Here is a 20,355-nt window from a genome sequence, read left to right as displayed (position 1 = left end):
GTATGGCCATCAAGCGCCTGCTTATCGCCAACCGCGGCGAAATCGCGCTGCGCATCCACCGTGCCGCGCATGAAATGGGTATCGAGACGGTCGCGGTGCACTCCACCGCCGACGCCGACGCGATGCACGTGCGCCTTGCCGACCATGCGGTGTGCATTGGCCCGCCGGCGGCCAAGGACAGCTATCTCAACGTCGCGGCGATCATCTCGGCAGCGGAAATCACCCACGCCGACGCGATCCACCCCGGCTACGGCTTTCTTTCCGAGAACGCCAAGTTTGCAGAGATCGTCGAAGCGCACGACATCACCTGGATCGGCCCCAAGCCCGAGCACATCCGTACGATGGGCGACAAGATCGAGGCCAAGCGTACGGCCGGTGCCCTCGGCCTGCCGCTGGTGCCGGGTTCTGACGGTGCGGTGTCGGATCTCGAAGAAGCCAAGGCCATTGCCGAGAAGGCCGGCTATCCGGTGATCATCAAGGCCGCATCGGGCGGCGGTGGTCGCGGCATGAAGGTCTGCAACAGCCCTGAACAGCTCGAAACGCTGATCCAGCAGGCGGGCAGCGAAGCCAAGGCCGCCTTCGGTGACGCCACCGTCTATATCGAGAAGTATCTCGGCAACCCCCGCCACATCGAATTCCAGATCTTCGGCGACGGCAACGGCAACGCGATCCATCTGGGTGAGCGCGACTGCTCGCTGCAGCGCCGCCACCAGAAGGTACTGGAAGAGGCGCCCTCGCCGGTCATCTCCACCGAAGAGCGCAACCGCATGGGCGGCATCGTCGCCAAGGCCATGGCCGACATGGGCTATCGCGGCGCCGGCACGATCGAATTCCTCTGGGAAAACGGCGAGTTCTACTTCATCGAGATGAACACCCGCCTGCAGGTGGAACATCCCGTTACCGAAGCGATCACCGGCGTCGACCTTGTCCGCGAACAGATCCGTATCGCCGATGGCAAGCCGCTTTCGGTCAGCCAGGACGAGATCGAGTTCAAGGGCCACGCCATCGAGTGCCGGATCAACGCGGAAGACCCCTTCACCTTCGCGCCCTCGCCCGGCCTGGTGAAGAGCTATCACGCAGCCGGCGGCATGCACGTCCGCGTCGATTCCGGGCTTTATGCCGGGTACAAGATCCCGCCGTACTATGACTCGATGATCGCCAAGCTGATCGTCTACGGCCGCACCCGCGAAGGCTGCATCATGCGCCTGAAGCGCGCGCTTGAAGAGATGGTCATCGAAGGTCCCAAGACCTCGATCCCGCTCCACCAGCGCCTGCTGTCAGAGCCCGATTTCCTTTCCGGCGACTACACGATCAAGTGGCTGGAAGACTGGCTCGCCAAGGACGCCTGAGCAAAAGCAAAAAGCCCTCGCACTGCGGGGGCTTTTTTCATGCGCGGGACGTCAGTCCTCCACTGGCAATCGAGCGCGTATCGCCCGCCACGCGGGTTCCGGCCGGTCGTTCTTCACCAGGATGGCCTCGACCTCGTCAAACTCTTCCAGTTCCAGCGCATCGGTCACGCTCAGGGGAAAATAGACGTTCTCGTCATTGTCCATGCGCACGGCATAGGCCCCCCGGCCTTCCTCGCTCCGCGTCACGATGCACATCGCTTTGACAGCCATTGATAATGCCTTTGGTTAGATAAATTTACATATGCCCAGCCCGGGGCTGGTGACCCAGACAAGAGCCGGGTGCCCCCGCGTAGTCAACCCGTCTATTGGCCGCGCGGCTTCCACGTGAGAATGCGCCAGACATAGCCGATCGCCACGATCGCGAGGGTAGCCGTGGCAATGGGCCCGGTATATTTCTCGATCTCGCCGAAGTTGCGTCCGAGATAGAACCCCGCACCGCTGAGGATCGCATTCCAGATCGCCGCACCGGCGAAAGTGAACAGCAGGAAGCGGACATGCCCCATCCGCGTCAGTCCCGCAGGAAGCGAGATCATGGTGCGCATGAACGGCGCGAACCGCACCACGAACACCACCCATTGCCCATGCCGGCGAAAGAAATGCACGATCTTTTCGACATCGCGCCACTCGACCGTCAGCCAGCGACCGAACCTGTCCACGAATGGCTGCAGCCGCTCATAGCCAAGGCTGCGCCCCAGCAGATACCAGCAGTAGTTGCCAAGCGTTGATCCCACCGTGCCCGCCAGCATCAGCGGCCAGAACTCCATGCGCCCGCGCGCCACCGCGATGCCGCCCAGTCCCATGATGACTTCCGATGGGATCGGGGGAAACACGTTCTCGATGACCATCAGGAACGCGATGCCCCAATAGCCGCCGCCTTCGATCAGGTGGACGATCCAGTCATTCATGGAAGGGGTAACGCATCCGGGCCGCCAAAGGCTCCGCCGCCTGCCAAAACGCCTGTGGCCGCTTGCGCTTTTACAGGCGGCCCTCGATCGCGTCCCAGATCATGCCCGGCGTATCGGTGCCGTTGAACTTGTCGATGGCCACGATCCCGGTCGGAGATGTCACGTTGATCTCGGTCAGGTACTTGCCCCCGATCACATCGATCCCGACGAAGATCAGGCCGAGACGCTTCAGCTCCGGCCCCAGAGCGGCACAGATTTCCTGCTCCTGCGCGGTCAGTTCTGTCTTTTCGGCATAGCCCCCAACGGCAAGGTTGGAGCGGAACTCGCCCTCGCCCGGCTTGCGGTTGATGGCACCGGCAATCTCGCCATCGACCAGCACGATGCGCTTGTCGCCCTTGGCCACTTCGGGAAGAAACGCCTGGACCATGTGCGGTTCGGGCCAGGTCTGGTTGAACACTTCGAACAGCGCACCGAGGTTCTCGCCTTCAGGGCCGACCCGGAAGATCGCCTTGCCGCCGTTGCCGTGGATCGGCTTGACCACCACGGCGCCGTGCTTCTTCTGGAACAGCCGCACCTCCTCGACCGATCGCGTCACGATCGTTGGCGGCATGAAACGCCGGTAGTCCAGCACCATCACCTTTTCAGGCGCGTTCCGCACGCTGACCGGATTGTTGACGACCAGCGCCTCGCCCTCGATCCGCTCGAGCAGGTGCGTTGCCGTGATGTAGCCCATGTCGAACGGCGGGTCCTGGCGCATCAGCACCACGTCGATGTCGCGCCCAATGTCCAGCCGGCGCACTTCACCCGCCTTGTAGTGATCGCCGACCACGCGCTGCACCGTTACGGGACGGGCGTGCGCGATGAGGCGGTCATCCTCGTCAAGCGTCAGCGATCCCACGTCGTAATGGTAAATCTCATGGCCGCGCTCCTGCGCCGAAAGCATCAGCGCAAAGCTGGAATCTCCAGCAATATTAATCGAGTGGAGCGGGTCCATCTGGACCGCGACGCGAAGAGTCATGCTTGCACTGATCCTCAGGTGTTTATCTAAGCTGCGCCTTAAAGCCGAATTGTGGCTTGTGCGACCATTTTCGCCTCGCGCCATTGAGGCGCCGTCCCCATCGCAAGGAGCCAAAGATGCGCAAGCTGTTCACCGTCGCCGTCGCTGGAATTGCCGTTCTCGGCTGGTCGTCGCAGGGCATCGCCAATCCCGATCCGCATCCGACCAGCGCCCCGCATGACGAGCACAAGGGCGAAAAGAAGGACGAGCATCACGACGGGCAGCACGACGAGCACAAGGATGGCGAGCATAAGGAAGAGCACAAGCCCGCCCACTAATTTCTCGCGTCAGGCGCCGGGTTGCCGACCCTTGGCAATCCGACCCAAGAAACATTTTTAAGCGCCGGGCTGCCAGGCATTGGCGATCCGGCGCGGCCATTTGCCGGGCGCCATCAGGATCACGTCGATCTGCAGGTCATCCCCCGGTCGGGCGTACTTGGCGCCAATCGCCTCGGCCGCCCTGGCTACCCTGCGCAAGCGGTGTGCGTCTATCGCGGCCCCCAGTTGCGACGCGTCCTTTCGCCACTTCACCTCGATGAATGCCACTGTCCGCGCCTTGCGCGCGACAAGGTCGACTTCGCCCGTCTTGAGCTTCACGCGCTGCGCAAGGATGCGCCATCCCTGCAGCCGCAGCCACCAGGCCGCCAGCCACTCGGCCTTGCGCCCCTGCTGTTCGGCCTGCGCCCTGTTCATTCCTTCAGCGCCATTGCGCGCGCATAGAGCGCCTTTCGGTCCAGCCCATGGGCCTTGGCCACCTTGCCCGCAGCTTGCGATGTCGACATCTCGGCCAGCGCGGCGCGCAGGTCTGCATCGATCACATCCTCGGTCGGTGCCTCGGCTTCACCGGGAGGACCGATCAGCAACACGATCTCACCCTTTGCGGGGTTGGCCGCGTAATGCGCTGCCAGCTCTTGCGCAGGTCCCGCGCGACATTCCTCGTGCAACTTGGTCAACTCGCGCGCCACGGCCACTTCTCGTCCGGGCAAACGTTCCGCGATAGCCTCCAGCGACGCCACGAGCCTTGGCCCTGTATCGTAGAACACCAGCGTCGCGCGCACGGCCGAAAGCTCGTCGAGCACGTCGGCTCGCGCCTTGTCCTTTCCCGGCAGAAACCCGGCGAACAGGAAGCGATCAGTTGGCAGTCCCGCCATCGAAAGGGCGGTCACCACCGCGCTCGCTCCGGGGATCGAGGTCACCGTGATACCGCGCGCCCGCGCCTCGCGCACCAGACGGTAACCCGGGTCAGAGATCAGCGGCGTGCCTGCATCGGATACCAGCGCAACCGGAGAATGGCCCATTTCGGCAAGCAGCGCCTCGCGCGCGGCCTCGCTTGCATGATCGTCATAGCGCCGCAGCGGCCGGTGCAGGCCTAAAAGATTCAACAGCTTGCCGGTCACACGGGTATCCTCGCAAGCGACCACAGCGCAGCGCTCAAGCGTGTCTATCGCGCGACGGGTTACGTCACCAAGATTGCCAATCGGGGTCGCGACAATATACAGACCGGGCGTGAGGGGTTGCGTGTCCATGGCATCGTCATTGGACCGGCCGGCATTGTCCGACAAGGGCGAACAGCGACAAGAGGGTGCGCGGGGAATGAACGACAGAGTCCAGGGCGAAGAACGTCTTACCGGTTTTCGCCATTCCCGCCGGCTGGTCGTTGCGGCCACGCTGACGCTGCTCGCCGGTTGCGCGGTCATCCCGAAGGGTTCGACGCCGGTCACCGAACCGGTCGAAAAGGGCCCGGATGCGAATGTCCTGCCGACCGACGCAGGGCGTCACCGGGTCGCGCTGCTGGTGCCGATGACCGGTGCCAATGCCGCCGTCGGGCAGTCCATCGCCAATGCCGCGACGATGGCGCTGCTCGATACCAACGCCGCCAACATGCGCATCACGACCTACGATACCGCCACTGGCGCCGGCGCTGCAGCAACCCGCGCCATCGCCGATGGCAACAAGCTGATTCTCGGGCCGCTTCTGTCCAGCGACGTGACGCAGGTGGCAGCGGCGGCGCGTCCCGCCAAGGTGCCGATGATCACCTATTCGAACGACAGCGCCGTCGCCTCGCGCGATGTCTTCGTGATGGGCCAGGCACCGGGACAGTCGATCGCCCGCGTGCTCGGCTTTGCCAAGGCGCGCGGCATCAAGTCGGTCGCGGCGATCATCCCCACCGGCGATTATGGCCAGCGCGCCACGGCTGGTCTGACACAGGCAGCGCAGGCCAACGGCATCGCCCTTTCCGCCATCGAAACTTACGATCGCGGCAACACATCGGTTGCCAGCGCCGTGCGCCGCGCCAAGGACAAGGGCCGGTTTGACGCCCTGCTCATTGCCGATGGCAGCCGCATCGCGCTGCAGGCGGGGCCACTGGCCGGCAAGGGCGTGAAGCTGCTTGGCACCGAACTGTGGAGCGGCGATGGGGCGATTGCCCGCTCGGCCGCGATGCGCGGCGCCTGGTTCGCCACCGTCTCGGACCAGCGCTTCGGTCAGTTCGAGAAGTCCTACACTGGCCGCTTCGGCGCCACCCCCTCGCGGTTGGCGACGCTCGGCTATGACAGCGTCCTGCTGACGCTTAACGTCGCGCGCAACTGGAAGCCCGGCACCACTTTCCCCACCGCCAAGCTCTACGATCCGCAAGGGTTCATCGGCCTCGATGGCGTGTTCCGCTTCACGGCAAGCGGGATGGCGGAACGGGCGATGGAAGTGCGCGAGGTTGGCGCAGGCACATTTGCCACGGTGTCTCCGGCACCTGCCAGGTTCTGAGCCAATCCTGCGTCACAGGTCGGGCCGCCTGCGCCTGACCTGTGCCTCACCTACCGCTCACCTGCCCTTCACCTTCGCGCGCCTAAAACGCCGGATAAGGCGGCTTGGGCGCTTGCGTGTCGGGCTTCGTGTTCTATACCCGTTCACATGTCCGACGACCTTTTCGACAAGCTCCCCGCCACCAGCGCTGCCGAAACGTACGATGGCTCGGCCATCGAAGTCCTCGAAGGCCTTGAACCCGTCCGCCGCCGCCCCGGCATGTACATCGGCGGCACGGATGAGCGCGCGCTGCACCACCTTGCTGCCGAAGTGCTCGACAACGCGATGGATGAGGCTGTTGCCGGTCACGCCAACCGCATCGAGGTCATGCTCGAAGAGGGCAATCGGCTGACGATCTCGGACAACGGGCGTGGCATCCCGGTCGATGAGCATCCGAAATATCCCGGAAAATCAGCGCTTGAGGTCATCCTGACGACGCTGCACTCGGGCGGCAAGTTCTCTGGCAAGGCCTATGCCACGAGCGGCGGCCTGCATGGCGTCGGCGTCTCGGTGGTCAATGCCCTGTCCAGCCTCACCCGCATCGAAGTGGCCCGCAACAAGGAGCTTTACGCGCAGGAGTTCTCGCGCGGAAACCCGACGACCAAGTTGCTGAAAGTCGGCAACGCACCCAACCGGCGTGGTACGCAGGTCACGTTCGTGCCCGATCTCGAAATCTTCGGTGAGGATGCGAAGTTCAAGCCCGCCCGCCTGTTCCGGCTGGTCCGCTCCAAGGCCTACCTTTTCGCGGGCGTGGAGATTCGCTGGAAATGCGCCGCCTCGCTCGTCAGTGAAGACGTGCCCGCCGAAGCCGTGTTCCAGTTCCCCGGCGGCCTTGCCGATCACCTCGCCGAACAGGTCTCGGGCCGCGAATGCGTAACCTCGGTGCCTTTCGCCGGACGGCAGGACTTCCCGCTCGGGCCGAACGGCGAGGAAAACGGCCGCGTTGAATGGGCCATCGCCTGGCCGCTGTGGTCCGACGGTTCCTACAGCTGGTACTGCAACACCATCCCCACGCCTGACGGCGGCACCCACGAACAGGGCCTGCGCGCGGCGCTGACGAAGGGCATCCGCGCCTTTGCCGAACTGATCGGCCAGAAGAAGGCGAAGGACATTGCGCCCGAGGACATGATCACCGGCAGCGAGATCATGCTCTCGGTCTTCATACGCGATCCCCAGTTCCAGAGCCAGACCAAGGACCGCCTGACCAGCCCCGAAGCCGCCCGCATGGTCGAAGCGGCCGTGCGCGACCATTTTGACCACTTCCTCACCGACAACATGGAGCGCGGCAAGGCGCTGCTTGGCGCGGTGATGGAGCGCATGGACGAGCGTCTGCGCCGCAAGGCGGAGCGCGAGGTCAAGCGCAAGACCGCCACCAACGCCCGCAAGCTGCGCCTCCCCGGCAAGCTGACCGACTGCTCGGGCGAGGGTGAAGGCGAGACCGAACTCTTCATCGTAGAGGGTGACTCGGCAGGCGGCAGCGCCAAGCAGGCGCGTGATCGCAAGACGCAGGCGATTCTGCCGATCCGCGGCAAGATCCTCAATGTCGCCAGCGCAACGGCTGACAAGATCCGCGCCAATCAGGAAATCGCCGATCTCGCGCTCGCGTTGGGTTGCGGCATGCGCAAGGACTGCAACCCCGATGCGCTGCGCTATGACCGCGTGATCATCATGACCGACGCAGACGTGGACGGCGCGCACATCGCCACCCTGCTCATGACGTTCTTCTTCCAGGAGATGCCCGAACTCGTCCGGCGCGGGCACCTTTACCTTGCCCAGCCCCCGCTCTACCGCCTGACCAGCGGCAGCACCTCGGCCTACGCCAAGGACGACGCGCACCGCGCCGAACTGGAAGCGACCAAGTTCAAGGGCAAGAAGGTCGAAGTCGGCCGGTTCAAGGGCCTCGGCGAAATGAACCCGCAGCAGTTGCGGGAAACCACCATGGCACCTGCCACCCGCAGCCTGATCCGCATCACCCTCCCCCCGGAATACGAGGGCCGCGCGGCGGTGAAGGAACTCGTTGACCGCCTGATGGGCCGCGATCCCGCCCAGCGCTTCATGTTCATCCAGAACCGTGCAAGCGAGATCGATCCCGAATTGATCGACGCGTGAACATGTCCTCCTGGCCGGCGGCTGTCATACTGGCGTTGACCGCGATTGGCCCCTCCGCGACGGCGGCTGCCCAAACCAACGATGCCGTACAGGTCCGACCGGCGGATGGCTTTGATCGGCTGGCAGCGGCGCTCGTTGCGCAGGATCGAATGATTGCTCAGGCTAGGCCGTTCGCCGCGGCCACTGTTGCGACCGTCATGGAGAAGGATAAGGAGCTGGCCTCCCTGAATGAGGAATTCCCAGGCCTCGACCAGGCAATTGTCGAAGCTTTGGAGCCGCTGATGAAAGATGCCATGACCATGGCGATCCCGCTTTATCGGGAGGATCTGGCGAACCTTTACCGAAAGAATCTATCTGTCGAGGATGCAAATACCACGGCCGAGTTCTGGAGCTCGCCAATCGGCAGCAATGCTCTCGACGAAATCACGATCGTGCGCTCTAACCAGAGCGTCATCAACTCCCTCGTGGCAGAGCAGAACCCCACCACGCAGGATCTCGCTGCTGACGACAAGACTACGGTAGGTCGATTTCAGGCGGAAGTCTCGGAGCGCAGCAAGCTGGCCCTGATAGGGTTTTATCTGACAGACCCGGGCAAGAACCTTTTCGCCCTCAATCCCGAAAAGCAGAAGATTGATGCGAAATGGGTAGCCTACTCTCCCCCCGGCATGGACAAGCAGATCGAACAGGTAATCATGGTCGCGATGACCCAGCACATCGCAAAGACAGATCCTGAACTCGCAGCACTCATGGCAAAGAACTTAGGTCTGCCGTCCAGCCAATAGCCTAATCTTCGAGTGCTGTATCTGCTTTCCTTGCTCGGAAATCAAAGCGAATCCGCACCCATTCCCCGATCTGCGGTTTGCCGTTGACGCGCGGCGGACGCACCAGGAACTGCCAGCTTGCTTGCCGGATGGCGCGGGCAAGGCCTGATCCCGGCGGGCTTTCACCCAATTCCTGGCAATCCTCGACGTGGTACTTCTCAACCGTCTTGCAGGCGATCATCGCCCAATCGCCGTTCGTGCGGCGCGGCGGCATGTAAGGCCCGATCTCGGCATCGGTCGGTTCGCGATACCACTGTGCGGCATAGAGACGCACACCGCCCGGGCCTTGGCCAACGCTGGCAGAATCGCCGGGGCTGCCGCCAGCGCTTGGGACTCCCCCGCCCGATTCCCGGCGCTTCATCTTCGCTATGTCCGTCGCGAGATAGTCATTGCGGGAAAGCTCGATGAAGCCTTCAGGCCACTCGACCTTCCCCGGTACGGGCACGGGTGGCGGTGCGGTAACCGGAGTCGCAGGGACAGCCGCTTCCTGTGACTTCGCCTTGTCTTTCTGGGTCTTTTCCGGCTGCGCTGCCTTCTTCTCTTCCTGTCCTTCAGACGACAGGTCGATCGCGGTCAGCCTCGAACTCTCGCCACCGCCAAAGCCGGTGACCGCGCCCATCTTCCACATGATCAGGAACACCAGCGCACTGGCAACAGCGGCGAAGACCAGCGATCCCGCCCGCTCGCGCGGCGATACCTGATAGCCGTTTCCTGCCGGATCCATGCGCCACGAGAACATCTGCCGCGCGCCTACACGCAGGCCGGCGCAGTAGCAATCAGGGACCAGCTACCAAATCCTGGCAGCGACATTTTGATACCGGAATTAAGTGACGCCCGTGTCAGCTACCCCGGCCATTTCTGACGCAGGTGTCATCAGAGCGAAAGGATGATGACGCGTGCGTCAGTAAAGCAGCCTCTTGCACAGGTCCGTGGAGCGCCCTATCGCTTAACCAGACGATTAAGAACAGGAACCGCCGATGCGTTTTGAAGGCACCAGCAACTACGTCGCCACCGAGGATCTCAAGGTTGCAGTGAACGCTGCCGTTCTGCTGCGCCGCCCGCTTCTGGTCAAGGGCGAACCCGGCACTGGCAAGACCGTGCTGGCACATGAAATCGCCAAGGCGGTCGGCGCGCCGCTGATCGAATGGAACGTGAAGTCCACGACCAAGGCGCAGCAGGGCCTCTACGAATACGATGCGGTTGCTCGCCTGCGCGATGGCCAGTTGGGCGATGAGCGCGTTCACGATATCAGCAACTACATCAAGAAGGGCAAGCTGTGGGAAGCCTTTACCGCGCCCAAGCTGCCGGTGCTGCTTATCGACGAGATCGACAAGGCCGACATCGAGTTCCCGAATGACCTGCTCCAGGAACTCGATCGCATGAGCTTCGACGTCTACGAGACGCAGGAGCGCATCGAGGCGAAGGAACGCCCGATCGTCGTCATCACCTCGAACAACGAGAAGGAACTGCCCGACGCATTCCTCCGCCGTTGCTTCTTCCATTACATCAAGTTCCCCGATCGCGACACGATGCAGGCGATCATCGACGTCCACTTCCCCGGCATCCAGAAGACGCTGGTCACCAAGGCCATGGAAGTGTTCTACGAGATCCGCGAAGTGCCGGGCCTGAAGAAGAAGCCCAGCACCTCCGAATTGCTCGACTGGCTCAAGCTGCTGCTGAACGAGGACATGCCTCTGGATGTCCTGCAGAACCGCGATCCGACCAAGGCCATTCCACCGCTGCACGGCGCCCTGCTCAAGAACGAGCAGGACATCATGCTGTTCGAAAAGCTGGCCTTCATGGCGCGACGTCCGGGCAACTGATCGTCATAACCCCCTCCTGCGCGGGAGGGGGCTTCATTCCATCAGTCGCGCCGGCCCAGCTGCTCGAGTTCGACCTGCGCGAACATCTGCTGCACGGCCGGGCGCGCCTTGATCTGCTCGATCCAGCGGACAAGGTGCGGCGTGTCGTCCTTGTTGACCAGCTCAGCAAAGCCGAACTGCATGCCGTTGGCGATGGCGAAGTTGCAGATGTCGGCCAGCGTGTACTGACCCGGTACCAGCCATTCGTGATCGGCCAGATGGTCGTCCAGCTTGCGCACCGAATAGGCGATCTTGCGCATTTCCTCGTCGAGCATGTCCTGCGGGAAGCCCTCGCGGGCGCGACGCCACTTCACCTGTTGCTCGACCACGGGGATCGCGGCGACCTTCGCTTCGAACTCGGCATCGGTCAGGCCCTTGACCATGTTGCCGACATAGCGGTGCCAACCGATCGTCGAGACGCACCAGCAGAAGTATTCGTCCACCCACTTGGTCCAGATCCGCATCTGCGCGCGGCCAAAGCTGTCGGCTGGACGGAGCGAGACCTCGGTCGGGTACTCGTCTTCGAGGTATTCGCAGATCACGGTGGATTCGGTCACGACCTTCTCGCCGTCGACAAGTGCTGGCACCTGCCCGCGCGGATTGATCGCCTTGAACCAGTCTGTGTGATGCTCGAACTTTGCCGGATCGAGACGATGCTTCTCGACATCGAGGCCCTTTTCGAAGACTGTCAGCAGCGGTTTCATCGAATTGGCGGCTGGTCCGAAACTGTAAAGCTTGAGCGTCATGGTCTTATCCTCTCCGAGTGGATGCACCATAGACAATTGTATGTAACACTAACAATACCCAATCGCGCTGGCGCGGAAAGGAAGGTCGGTCGATGGCTTATAGCGGACGGTGTGCCTGTGGTTCGGTCAGGCTGGAGATTTCGGGCGAACCGGTCGCCGCGCGGCAGTGCTGGTGCCGTCAGTGCCAGCAGATCGCGGCGGGAGGCCCGACCAACAACGCCATCTTCAACGCCGAGGATGTCGCCATCGCCGGCACGCTGTCACACGGGACGTGGCAATCCGCCAGCGGCAACACGCTGACCTTTCACTTCTGCCCTTCGTGCGGCACACAGATCTTCGGACAAAGTTCGGGGCGAATGCACCTGAAGACGGTGCGGTTCGGGGCTCTTGACCCCAACCACGGCTTGCGACCCGAGGCGGTGATCTGGACGGATGACGCACCGGGCTGGGCGCAGATAGATCCAACGGTCGAGAGCTGGCCCCGCCAACCCCCTGCCCCGCCGCCGACCGGCTGAGGGATCAGATCACGTTGAAGCAATCCTGCCCGCGGCGGCGCAGCGCGCTGCAATAGGCGTGGGCGCCCGGAGCGCTGGCGCGCAGGCGGTAGACCTGCCGCGCATTAACCACCGCCGGAACCACGACCTTCCGGAAGCCGCCGAGTTCGGGATAGGTCGCGACGAGTTGCTGCCAGTGCGCTTCAGCTTCGTAGGCCGTGGGGGCAGCGGCAAGCTGAATGGTCTGTCCGGTCGTCAGGGCACCAGGGCCAGCCTGAGCAGCCAGTCGCACCGGCGGGGGCGCCGCCGCAGGCAGCACAGGCCGGGCTGCCTGCGTGTTCAGGGCCAGGGTCACCGCCTCCTCGCCCGAGCGGACGGGATCATTGGTGACGACCACCGTCGTCCGATCGGCCCTCGTCAAGTCGAACAGCGCCTTGGCAAAGCTGCGCGGCACACGGATGCAGCCGTGCGACGCAGGATAGCCCGGCAGATGCCCCGCATGGATCGCGATGCCGCTCCAGGTCAGGCGCTGCATGTAGGGCATCGGCGCGTTGCTGTAGAGGTTGGAGCGATGATAGACCCGCTTCTGGAGGATCGGGAATACGCCCGCCGGCGTGGAGTGGCCGCGACGCCCGGTCGAAACCGGTGAGGCAGACCACATCTCGCCATCGCGGAAGACGTGCATTCGCTGCGTTGCCTTGCTGATCACGATCAGAGTGCCTGATTGCAGGACGTCCGTCACCGGCGGCGGCCCGGCTGGCTTGGCCGGCGCGGTTGGAAGGGGCTGGACGACAGGCTCGGTAATTTCGGCGACTTGCGCCTCTGCTCGCTCCGGCTGCGCAAGCAGCAACCAGCCCGCCAGGCCAAGCCCGATCAGGACGAACACTGCGGCGAGTGCACCAAACGGCCCGCGCAAGCGACTCATGGTAAACACCCCTTAACCATGTTCTACCCTGCTTAGCGGTGCCAGAACACGGCTCAACCGCTAATTGGCCCGATGCGGGCGAGGCATTGGCGTTCCGGGGGGCTTGCTCCATCGCCCGCGAGCGCTTAACCATCCGATTAAGAGTCAGGAGCGGCCGAACCGTGTTTTTCAACTTCGTCGACGAATTGCGTGCCGCCGGCATTCCGGCCAGCTTCAAGGAGCATCTCGTGCTGCTCGAAGCACTGGACAAGGACGTGATCGAACAGACGCCCGAAGCGTTCTATTACCTGTCCCGTGCAACCTTCGTGAAGGACGAAGGCCTGCTCGATCGCTTCGACCAGGTGTTCAACAAGGTCTTCAAGGGTCTGCTGACCGACTATGGCCAGCGCCCGGTCGACATCCCCGAAGACTGGCTCAAGGCTGTGGCCGAGAAGTTCCTGTCCGAAGAAGAGATGGAAAAGATCAAGTCCCTCGGCTCGTGGGAGGAGATCATGGAGACGCTGAAAAAGCGGCTCGAGGAACAGGAAAAGCGCCATCAGGGCGGTAACAAATGGATTGGCACCGGGGGCACCAGCCCGTTCGGCAATTCCGGCTACAATCCCGAAGGTGTCCGCATCGGCGGCGAGAGCAAGCACAAGCGCGCGCTGAAGGTCTGGGAAAAGCGGGAATTCGCCAATCTCGACAACACGCGCGAACTTGGCACCCGCAACATCAAGGTGGCGCTGCGACGCCTGCGCCGCTTTGCCCGCGAAGGTGCGGCGGACGAGCTCGATCTGGATGGCACGATCGAGGGCACCGCAAGGCAAGGTTGGCTCGATATCAAGATGCGCCCGGAAAAGCGCAACGCCGTCAAGCTGCTGCTGTTTCTGGATGTCGGCGGCTCGATGGACCCGTTCATCAAGCTGGTCGAGGAACTGTTCAGCGCCGCCACGGCGGAATTCAAGAACATGGAATTCTACTACTTCCACAACTGCCTGTATGAAGGCGTTTGGAAGGACAACAAGCGCCGCTGGTCAGACCGCACCAAGACCTGGGATATCCTCCACAAGTTCGGGCACGACTACAAGGTGGTCTTCGTCGGCGATGCGGCAATGAGCCCTTACGAGATCAGCCATCCTGGCGGCAGCGTCGAGCACTTCAACGAGGAAGCCGGCGCAGTGTGGATGCACCGCATGGCGCAGACTTATCCGGCAACCGTGTGGCTCAATCCGGTGCCGGAAAAGCAGTGGACCTATTCGCAATCGACCAAGATGATCAAGGACTTGATCGGCGGATCGATGTACCCTCTCACGCTTGAAGGGCTGGACGGTGCAATGCGCGAACTGACGCGCAAGAAGCATTGAACCGCACCAGCATCGGGCACGGTCAGTAGAGCAGGAAGCGGCGCCGTTCGTCGATCCACGCGGCCTCGTCTGCGCTGGCAATCGCTTCGAGGTCGGCGGCGCTGCTGCCCATGTCGTCCACCCAGTCGCGCAAGGCCGTGCCGCCGTTGATCACGTCGATGGCGAGCTTGTCGAACACGTACTCGTAAGGGAAGTCGCGCCAGATCGGGTAGTCAGGATAGAGCCGGCGGATCGCCTTGAAGGCCAGGGCCTGCAGCCGCCACGGACTGAAGGCGTGGTGGTCGTAGAAAGAACCCTCGGCATGGACCATCAGCGCGCTGCACAGGGTCTTTGCGTGCTTGTGGAAGGTCGGCTCGAACCAGCATTCGCGGATCGCGCAGCCCTGCAGCCATTGCGGCGCAAAGCTTTGCATTTCAGCAAGGACGGCCTTGGCATCGACGTCTGGCGCGCCGAATAGCACCTCAAGCGGCCGGGTCGTGCCACGCCCTTCCGACAATGTCGCCCCTTCGATCATGACGGTGCCCGCATAGGCGCGCGCCATGTTGAGACTGGCGGCGTTGGGCGAGGGATTTACCCAGATGCGATCTTCAGGCCAGCCGAAGCCGGGGCCGGCATCAGGCGACCAGCCTTCCATCGCGATAACGCGGTAATCGACATCGAGCTTGAAGTGATCGACGAACCACGCGCCCATCTCGCCAAGAGTCATGCCGTGGCGCATCGGCATGGGGCCTGCGCCGACAAAGCTTTCCCAGCCCGGAAGCAGAGTGGTGCCCTCAACCGGACGGCCCGCCGGATTGGGCCGGTCAAGTACCCACACCGCCTTGCCGGTGCCATGCGCCGCTTCGAGCAGGTAGAGCAGCGTGGTGACGAAGGTGTAGATGCGGCAGCCGAGATCCTGCAGGTCGAACAGGAACACGTCGGCCGTGCTCATCATCTGGCTGGTCGGGCGGCGCACTTCGCCATAAAGACTGAACACCGGAATGCCATAAAGCGGATCGAGTTCGTCCGCGGTCTCGACCATGTTGTCCTGCTTGTCGCCCTTCAGCCCGTGCTGCGGCCCGAACGCCGACGTTACGTTTACGCCCGCCGCAATCAGCGCATCGAGCGAATGAACCAGCCCTTCGGTCAAGGAAGCAGGGTGGGCGACAAGCGCTACGCGCTGGCCATCAAGCGGCTTCCTCAGGGCGGGGTCGGCAAGCAGCCGGTCGATACCGAATTTCATGAAACGCGCGGTGCCTCAAGCGCGCCGGCGAAGCAAGATGCGTGGTGAAAGTCTGGGCGATCCGGGCGGTGGGCGATGGCCCAATAGGACTTGTGACCGCCCTCCTCCTCGATCACGGCAGTCAGCCCGAATTCGAAGGGCAAAGCCGGAAGCGCGCCGGTCGGCAGCGCGGCATCGAAGATGAGGACGGACTGTCCCTGGCGCGGTGTGCAGACTGGCGAGCGTGGAACAGGTCGGTCCGTCATGCCCTCGCGATAGGCGCTGAAATCATAGGCGGCCCAGGCTTGGGACGGCGAGAAGTTGAATTCGGCGTATCCCTGCCCGCCACGGGGCTTCACGAACAGTTCGAAGCAGGTGGCCTGCCACAGGCCATCGCTGCGCACCTTCCCGGCAAAGGGTGGCAGCACCAACGAGCCTGCGCCCTCGACACGCCAGCGCAAGGTCGACCATTGCCCGTCCACCGTCAGGAAGCGGGCGGAAAGGCCGGTTACGGCAAGCGGCGGCGTTGCCGGGTGGGCATGAAGCTCGAACGTTTCCAAGCGCTGTTCTCCGTGCTAGGCGCGCCGCCACAGGAAAGAAGGCACCGATGACCCAGTACCAGTCCACCCTCCTCCGTATGCTCGACGAGCGCGGCTACATCCACCAGCTTACCGATGCCGAAGGGCTCGACAAGTTGGCGACCGGGAGCGTGGTGCCGGGCTATATCGGCTTCGATGCCACCGCGCCATCGCTTCACGTCGGCAGTCTTGTGCAGATCATGATGCTGCGCAGGTTGCAGCAGGCCGGGCACAAGCCGGTGGTGCTGATGGGCGGTGGTACGACGCGTATCGGCGATCCGACCGGCCGCGACGAAAGCCGCAAGATGCTTTCGGACCAGACGATCGAGGACAACATCGCCTCGATCTTCACGGTCTTCGCCAAGCTGCTCAAGTTCGGTGACGGCCCGACTGACGCGGTGATGGTCAACAACCACGACTGGCTCGGCAAGCTCGGCTATATCGAACTGCTTCAGGAAGTCGGCACGCACTTCACCGTAAACCGCATGCTTACCTTCGATTCGGTCAAGCTGCGGCTGGAACGCGAACAGCCGATGACCTTCCTCGAATTCAACTACATGATCCTGCAGGGCTACGACTTCCGCCATCTCAACAAGGAGATGGATGTGCGCCTGCAAATGGGCGGGTCAGACCAGTGGGGCAATATCGTCAACGGCATCGAACTCACCCGCCGCAAGGATGGGCGCGAGGTGTTCGGCCTGACGACGCCGCTGCTGACGACGGCTGATGGCAAGAAGATGGGCAAGACCGCCGCTGGCGCCGTATGGCTCAACGAGGACGCCCTGCCCGCGTGGGACTTCTGGCAGTTCTGGCGCAACACCGACGACCGCGACGTCGGCAAGTTTCTGCGCCTGTTCACCGACCTGCCGCTGGACGAGATCGTGCGGCTGGAAGCGCTCGAGGGCAGCGAGATCAATGCCGCCAAGGTCGTCCTGGCCAACGAGGTCACCCGCCTTGTTCGCGGCGACGAGGCTGCAAAGGCGGCCGAGGCAACTGCTGCTGCAACCTTTGCCGGTGGCGGGCTGGGGCAGGACCTACCCGTTCTGGAGGTTGCGGGCGACACGGTGAGTCTTGTCGACGCACTGGCCGGGCTGGGCTTTGCGGCAAGCCGTGGCGAGGCCAAGCGCCTCATCGCAGGCGGTGGGGCGCGCGTCGAAGGCGTTGCAATCACCGACGATTCGCACGTTATCTCTCTCAGCCAGAACGAAATTCGCGTGTCTTCGGGCAAGAAGAAGCACGGGATTCTGCGCCGCGCCTGATTTTGCCGGAACGGGGAAGTTTCCGCCTTGCTAACGGCAAGTCCGTGCCGCTTCCGGCAAGGACTTGCCGCCGGCTTTACGAATTGTTCGCCATTTTGGACATATACCCTTCGGCATAGTCACTCTAGCGCCGAGGAGGAACGATGCGCGGCGGAGCACAGCTTTCGGTCACCGACCTGCGTCGTTCGACCAGGCACCCCGTAAATCTGCCGGTCATCGGCGAACATCGCGCGCTTGGCGACGTGATGCTGCATTTCGCCAACGTCTCGACCACGGGCTTCATGGCCACTGACGTCGACAACCTTGGACGCGGAGAGCGGGTGACCGTGCGACTGCCGGTGGTGGGGCGAATCGAGGCCTTTCTCGTCTGGACCGACGGGGACCGCGCCGGGTTCCAGTTCGAGCGGATCATCCGCCTCGACGATTTCAACAAGATGATCCGCGCGCTTCAGCCGACGGTGAAACCGCGCAGCGACTGACCGGCCGCGCGGCCAATGCGCTGTGCTTTCCTGTATCGCATAAAACTTTGCTTTCTTGGCAAGGTCCCATCGCTCTGGTTATGAGCGCGGCGTGAACGACACGCCCCCTGCAGCGCAGCTCTCGCCCGATCGCTTGCCGACGACACCGCTCGCCATTCCGGACTATCGCCGGTTCTGGGTGTCGCGGTTCTTTTCGGTACTGGCGACGTCGGGGATGGTCGTTATCCTCGGCTATCAGCTTTATGACGTTGCGCGCGGCCAGTACGGCATGTCGATCGCGCAGGCAGCGTTCCAGCTCGGCCTGCTTGGCCTTGCGCAATTTCTGCCGCTGTTCCTGCTGACCCCCGTGGCCGGCGTCGTCGCCGACCGGTTCGACCGCCGCAACGTGGCCGGACTTTCGATCTGCCTCGACATGACCGTGGCGCTTACCCTGGCAATCGCCACCTACAGCGGGGCACTGTCCCTGCCGCTGCTGTTCGGCCTGGGTGCCCTGCACGGGACGGCGCGGGTCTTCATCGGCCCGGCCTTGTCGTCAGTCGCCCCCAATGTCGTTCCGGCAGAATTGATGCCCAAGGCCGTGGCGATCAATTCGATGGCATGGCAGACCGGCTCTGTCGGCGGACCTGCAATCGCCGGCCTGCTCTTCGCCGGGCACCCTTCCCTGCCCTATTGGACGGCGGTTGGGCTTCTGGCCCTATCGGCGATCTGCATATTCGGCATTCGCCGGTTGCCCCCGCCCGAGAGCAACCGCGCAGTGCACCCGGTGCGCCAGATCCTCGAAGGGCTGACCTTCGTCTGGAACGACCGGTTCCTGCTGGGCTGCGTGACCCTCGACCTGTTTGCGGTTTTGCTTGGCGGAGCGACGGCCCTGCTGCCGGTCTTCGCGCGGGACATCCTGTTCATCGATGGACAGCCGGTGGGTGCCGACGGCCTTGGGCTGATGCGCGCGATGCCTGGCCTTGGCGCGGCGCTTGTCGCGCTGGTACTCGCGCGCCGCCCCATCACGCACAATGTCGGCAACAAGATGCTGCTGGGCGTGGTGTTCTATGGCCTCTTCACGATCGGTTTCGGCCTGTCGACGAACTACTACCTTTCGCTGCTGATGCTCGTCGGCATTGGCGCGGGCGACATGGTCTCGGTGTTCATCCGCAGCACGCTGGTGCAGTTGCACACCCCGGACAACGTCCGCGGGCGCGTGTCCTCGATCTCCGGCCTTGCCATCTCGGCTTCCAACGAACTGGGCGAGATGCAGTCCGGCGTGGCGGCCGCGCTCATCGGCGCGGTCGGCGCGGTGATCTTCGGCGGGGTCAGCGCGATTGCCGTGACCGCGGCCTGGTTCTTCCTTTTCCCGGAACTGAAGAACGCGCGAACCTTTGCAGCACGATACAGATAGGCCTAGGCTACCCCCAAGACTCCAACCAATCCCTTCACCAAAGGAGCAAGCGACATGAAAGCGGATTCTATTCTAGCCACTATCGGCAACACCCCGCATGTTCGCCTGTCCCGCCTGTTTCCCGACCACGAGGTATGGGTGAAGAACGAGCGCGCAAATCCCGGCGGCTCGATCAAGGACAGGATCGGCCTCGCCATGATCGAGGCGGCAGAGGCTGACGGCAGCCTCAAGCCCGGCGGCACCATCGTCGAGCCCACTTCAGGCAACACCGGCATCGGCCTGGCCATGGCGGCGGCGGTAAAGGGCTACAAGCTGGTGCTGGTCATGCCCGAATCGATGTCGCTCGAACGGCGCCGCCTGATGCTCGCCTATGGCGCGACGTTCGACCTGACGCCGCGTGAAAAGGGCATGAAGGGCGCGATCGAGCGGGCAAAGGAACTGGTCGAATCGACCGAAGGCGCATGGATGCCCCAGCAGTTCGACAATCCGGCCAACGTCGCGGTTCATGTGCGCACGACAGCGCAGGAAATCCTCAAGGACTTCGCCAGCGATCCGATCGATGTGATGATCACCGGCGTGGGCACCGGCGGTCACCTGACGGGTTGTGCAGAAGAACTGAAGAAGCACTGGCCGGCGATGAAGGCCTATGCCGTCGAGCCGACGCTTTCGCCGGTCATCTCCGGCGGTCAGCCCGCCCCGCACCCGATCCAAGGCATCGGCGCCGGTTTCATTCCCGGCAATCTGCACACGCAGTCGATCGACGGCGCGATCACCGTCGATCCCGCCGACGCCAAGGAGATGGCGCGCCAGTGCGCGGCGAAGGAAGGCATCCTCGTCGGCATTTCCTCGGGCGCAACGCTTGCCGCGATTGCCCAGAAGCTAAAGAGCCTGCCTGCCGGCAGCCGCGTGCTCGGCTTCAACTATGATACCGGCGAGCGGTATCTCTCCGTGCCGGACTTCCTGCCGGAGTAACCGC

General features: G+C 63.3%; 22 protein-coding genes. 12 read left to right on the top strand and 10 right to left on the bottom strand.

Annotated features, from left to right (window positions below; translation table 11 throughout):
- Positions 1-2: 2 nt before the first annotated feature.
- Positions 3-1,349 carry an acetyl-CoA carboxylase biotin carboxylase subunit gene (accC, locus tag B9A23_RS00565; protein ID WP_084276750.1) on the top strand — a complete coding sequence of 449 codons (1,347 nt, stop codon included), beginning with the start codon at positions 3-5 and terminating at the stop codon, positions 1,347-1,349.
- A gap of 51 nt (positions 1,350-1,400) precedes the next feature.
- On the opposite strand, the gene B9A23_RS00560 is transcribed toward accC, so the two are convergent.
- From B9A23_RS00560 to gshB, 3 genes are all read right to left on the bottom strand, one after another.
- Positions 1,401-1,619 carry a hypothetical protein gene (locus B9A23_RS00560; RefSeq protein WP_084276749.1) on the bottom strand — a complete coding sequence of 73 codons (219 nt, stop codon included), beginning with the start codon at positions 1,617-1,619 and terminating at the stop codon, positions 1,401-1,403.
- Positions 1,620-1,711: 92 nt separating this feature from the next.
- Positions 1,712-2,314 carry a DedA family protein gene (locus B9A23_RS00555; RefSeq protein ID WP_084276748.1) on the bottom strand — a complete coding sequence of 201 codons (603 nt, stop codon included), beginning with the start codon at positions 2,312-2,314 and terminating at the stop codon, positions 1,712-1,714.
- Between the two features lie 70 nt (positions 2,315-2,384).
- Complete coding sequence (gshB, locus tag B9A23_RS00550) at positions 2,385-3,332, bottom strand: glutathione synthase (protein WP_084276747.1); 948 nt, start codon at positions 3,330-3,332, stop codon at positions 2,385-2,387.
- A 116-nt stretch (positions 3,333-3,448) separates the two neighbouring features.
- Here gshB and B9A23_RS00545 point away from each other — a divergent pair, with 116 nt between their 5' ends.
- The gene (locus B9A23_RS00545; protein ID WP_084276746.1) at positions 3,449-3,649 is read left to right on the top strand and encodes a hypothetical protein; all 201 of its coding nucleotides are present in this window, start codon (positions 3,449-3,451) and stop codon (positions 3,647-3,649) included.
- Positions 3,650-3,706: 57 nt separating this feature from the next.
- Here the strand turns inward: B9A23_RS00545 and B9A23_RS00540 are convergent, their stop codons facing one another.
- Positions 3,707-4,063, bottom strand: a complete 357-nt coding sequence (locus B9A23_RS00540) for a YraN family protein (RefSeq protein ID WP_084276745.1) — start codon at positions 4,061-4,063, stop codon at positions 3,707-3,709.
- On the bottom strand, positions 4,060-4,896 hold the full coding sequence (gene rsmI, locus B9A23_RS00535) for a 16S rRNA (cytidine(1402)-2'-O)-methyltransferase (protein ID WP_084276744.1): 837 nt from the start codon (positions 4,894-4,896) through the stop codon (positions 4,060-4,062). Before rsmI ends, B9A23_RS00540 begins: the two co-directional genes overlap by 4 nt.
- Before the next feature lie 67 nt (positions 4,897-4,963).
- Here rsmI and B9A23_RS00530 point away from each other — a divergent pair, with 67 nt between their 5' ends.
- The 3 genes from B9A23_RS00530 to B9A23_RS00520 all read left to right on the top strand — a co-directional run bounded on the left by B9A23_RS00530 (position 4,964) and on the right by B9A23_RS00520 (position 9,060).
- Positions 4,964-6,130 carry a penicillin-binding protein activator gene (locus tag B9A23_RS00530; protein WP_084277453.1) on the top strand — a complete coding sequence of 389 codons (1,167 nt, stop codon included), beginning with the start codon at positions 4,964-4,966 and terminating at the stop codon, positions 6,128-6,130.
- Positions 6,131-6,277: 147 nt separating this feature from the next.
- Positions 6,278-8,278: a DNA topoisomerase IV subunit B gene (parE, locus tag B9A23_RS00525; RefSeq protein WP_084276743.1), complete on the top strand. Its 2,001-nt coding sequence runs from the start codon at positions 6,278-6,280 to the stop codon at positions 8,276-8,278.
- A 2-nt stretch (positions 8,279-8,280) separates the two neighbouring features.
- Entirely contained in the window at positions 8,281-9,060 is a 780-nt protein-coding gene (locus B9A23_RS00520; RefSeq protein ID WP_084276742.1) for a DUF2059 domain-containing protein, read from the top strand.
- Position 9,061: 1 nt separating this feature from the next.
- Here B9A23_RS00520 and B9A23_RS00515 read toward each other — a convergent pair whose 3' ends face one another.
- Positions 9,062-9,838 (bottom strand): hypothetical protein, encoded by a 777-nt coding sequence (locus tag B9A23_RS00515; RefSeq protein ID WP_084276741.1) that lies wholly within the window; start codon positions 9,836-9,838, stop codon positions 9,062-9,064.
- A gap of 238 nt (positions 9,839-10,076) precedes the next feature.
- Between B9A23_RS00515 and B9A23_RS00510 the strand changes: the two genes are divergently transcribed.
- The gene (locus tag B9A23_RS00510) at positions 10,077-10,922 is read left to right on the top strand and encodes an AAA family ATPase (protein ID WP_084276740.1); all 846 of its coding nucleotides are present in this window, start codon (positions 10,077-10,079) and stop codon (positions 10,920-10,922) included.
- 41 nt (positions 10,923-10,963) lie between these two features.
- Here B9A23_RS00510 and B9A23_RS00505 read toward each other — a convergent pair whose 3' ends face one another.
- A complete protein-coding gene (locus B9A23_RS00505) occupies positions 10,964-11,707 on the bottom strand; it encodes a glutathione S-transferase family protein (protein WP_254894905.1) in 744 nt (247 codons plus the stop codon).
- Positions 11,708-11,799: 92 nt separating this feature from the next.
- Here B9A23_RS00505 and B9A23_RS00500 point away from each other — a divergent pair, with 92 nt between their 5' ends.
- Positions 11,800-12,222 (top strand): GFA family protein, encoded by a 423-nt coding sequence (locus B9A23_RS00500; RefSeq protein WP_084276738.1) that lies wholly within the window; start codon positions 11,800-11,802, stop codon positions 12,220-12,222.
- A 4-nt stretch (positions 12,223-12,226) separates the two neighbouring features.
- On the opposite strand, the gene B9A23_RS00495 is transcribed toward B9A23_RS00500, so the two are convergent.
- Complete coding sequence (locus B9A23_RS00495; RefSeq protein WP_084276737.1) at positions 12,227-13,126, bottom strand: L,D-transpeptidase family protein; 900 nt, start codon at positions 13,124-13,126, stop codon at positions 12,227-12,229.
- A gap of 161 nt (positions 13,127-13,287) precedes the next feature.
- Between B9A23_RS00495 and B9A23_RS00490 the strand changes: the two genes are divergently transcribed.
- Positions 13,288-14,469 carry a vWA domain-containing protein gene (locus B9A23_RS00490; protein WP_084276736.1) on the top strand — a complete coding sequence of 394 codons (1,182 nt, stop codon included), beginning with the start codon at positions 13,288-13,290 and terminating at the stop codon, positions 14,467-14,469.
- A gap of 22 nt (positions 14,470-14,491) precedes the next feature.
- Here the strand turns inward: B9A23_RS00490 and B9A23_RS00485 are convergent, their stop codons facing one another.
- Positions 14,492-15,691, bottom strand: a complete 1,200-nt coding sequence (locus B9A23_RS00485; RefSeq protein WP_084276735.1) for an exo-beta-N-acetylmuramidase NamZ family protein — start codon at positions 15,689-15,691, stop codon at positions 14,492-14,494.
- Positions 15,688-16,230 (bottom strand): DOMON-like domain-containing protein, encoded by a 543-nt coding sequence (locus B9A23_RS00480; RefSeq protein ID WP_084276734.1) that lies wholly within the window; start codon positions 16,228-16,230, stop codon positions 15,688-15,690. Before B9A23_RS00480 ends, B9A23_RS00485 begins: the two co-directional genes overlap by 4 nt.
- Before the next feature lie 47 nt (positions 16,231-16,277).
- Between B9A23_RS00480 and tyrS the strand changes: the two genes are divergently transcribed.
- The 4 genes from tyrS (at position 16,278) to cysK (ending at position 20,351) form a co-directional block, all read left to right on the top strand.
- Positions 16,278-17,507, top strand: coding sequence for a tyrosine--tRNA ligase (gene tyrS / locus B9A23_RS00475; protein WP_084276733.1), 1,230 nt, complete (start codon positions 16,278-16,280; stop codon positions 17,505-17,507).
- A gap of 143 nt (positions 17,508-17,650) precedes the next feature.
- The gene (locus B9A23_RS00470) at positions 17,651-17,986 is read left to right on the top strand and encodes a PilZ domain-containing protein (protein WP_084276732.1); all 336 of its coding nucleotides are present in this window, start codon (positions 17,651-17,653) and stop codon (positions 17,984-17,986) included.
- 91 nt (positions 17,987-18,077) lie between these two features.
- Complete coding sequence (locus B9A23_RS00465) at positions 18,078-19,379, top strand: MFS transporter (protein WP_254894904.1); 1,302 nt, start codon at positions 18,078-18,080, stop codon at positions 19,377-19,379.
- A gap of 54 nt (positions 19,380-19,433) precedes the next feature.
- A complete protein-coding gene (gene cysK / locus B9A23_RS00460; protein ID WP_084276730.1) occupies positions 19,434-20,351 on the top strand; it encodes a cysteine synthase A in 918 nt (305 codons plus the stop codon).
- Positions 20,352-20,355: the final 4 nt, after the last annotated feature.

Source organism: Novosphingobium sp. B1 (assembly GCF_900176395.1).
Classification (GTDB): Bacteria; Pseudomonadota; Alphaproteobacteria; order Sphingomonadales; family Sphingomonadaceae; genus Novosphingobium.
The sequence above is the reverse complement of the archived record's forward strand: the minus strand, read 5'-3'. Positions and strand labels throughout refer to the sequence as shown.

Excerpts from the sequence above, each read along its gene's own strand:
- accC (WP_084276750.1), top strand. The coding sequence starts at position 3 with ATGGCCATCAAGCGCCTGCTTATCGCCAACCGCGGCGAAATCGCGCTG.
- B9A23_RS00560 (WP_084276749.1), bottom strand. The coding sequence starts at position 1,619 with ATGGCTGTCAAAGCGATGTGCATCGTGACGCGGAGCGAGGAAGGCCGG.
- B9A23_RS00555 (WP_084276748.1), bottom strand. The coding sequence starts at position 2,314 with ATGAATGACTGGATCGTCCACCTGATCGAAGGCGGCGGCTATTGGGGC.
- gshB (WP_084276747.1), bottom strand. The coding sequence starts at position 3,332 with ATGACTCTTCGCGTCGCGGTCCAGATGGACCCGCTCCACTCGATTAAT.
- B9A23_RS00545 (WP_084276746.1), top strand. The coding sequence starts at position 3,449 with ATGCGCAAGCTGTTCACCGTCGCCGTCGCTGGAATTGCCGTTCTCGGC.
- B9A23_RS00540 (WP_084276745.1), bottom strand. The coding sequence starts at position 4,063 with ATGAACAGGGCGCAGGCCGAACAGCAGGGGCGCAAGGCCGAGTGGCTG.
- rsmI (WP_084276744.1), bottom strand. The coding sequence starts at position 4,896 with ATGGACACGCAACCCCTCACGCCCGGTCTGTATATTGTCGCGACCCCG.
- B9A23_RS00530 (WP_084277453.1), top strand. The coding sequence starts at position 4,964 with ATGAACGACAGAGTCCAGGGCGAAGAACGTCTTACCGGTTTTCGCCAT.
- parE (WP_084276743.1), top strand. The coding sequence starts at position 6,278 with ATGTCCGACGACCTTTTCGACAAGCTCCCCGCCACCAGCGCTGCCGAA.
- B9A23_RS00520 (WP_084276742.1), top strand. The coding sequence starts at position 8,281 with ATGTCCTCCTGGCCGGCGGCTGTCATACTGGCGTTGACCGCGATTGGC.
- B9A23_RS00515 (WP_084276741.1), bottom strand. The coding sequence starts at position 9,838 with ATGTTCTCGTGGCGCATGGATCCGGCAGGAAACGGCTATCAGGTATCG.
- B9A23_RS00510 (WP_084276740.1), top strand. The coding sequence starts at position 10,077 with ATGCGTTTTGAAGGCACCAGCAACTACGTCGCCACCGAGGATCTCAAG.
- B9A23_RS00505 (WP_254894905.1), bottom strand. The coding sequence starts at position 11,707 with ATGACGCTCAAGCTTTACAGTTTCGGACCAGCCGCCAATTCGATGAAA.
- B9A23_RS00500 (WP_084276738.1), top strand. The coding sequence starts at position 11,800 with ATGGCTTATAGCGGACGGTGTGCCTGTGGTTCGGTCAGGCTGGAGATT.
- B9A23_RS00495 (WP_084276737.1), bottom strand. The coding sequence starts at position 13,126 with ATGAGTCGCTTGCGCGGGCCGTTTGGTGCACTCGCCGCAGTGTTCGTC.
- B9A23_RS00485 (WP_084276735.1), bottom strand. The coding sequence starts at position 15,691 with ATGAAATTCGGTATCGACCGGCTGCTTGCCGACCCCGCCCTGAGGAAG.
- tyrS (WP_084276733.1), top strand. The coding sequence starts at position 16,278 with ATGACCCAGTACCAGTCCACCCTCCTCCGTATGCTCGACGAGCGCGGC.
- B9A23_RS00470 (WP_084276732.1), top strand. The coding sequence starts at position 17,651 with ATGCGCGGCGGAGCACAGCTTTCGGTCACCGACCTGCGTCGTTCGACC.
- cysK (WP_084276730.1), top strand. The coding sequence starts at position 19,434 with ATGAAAGCGGATTCTATTCTAGCCACTATCGGCAACACCCCGCATGTT.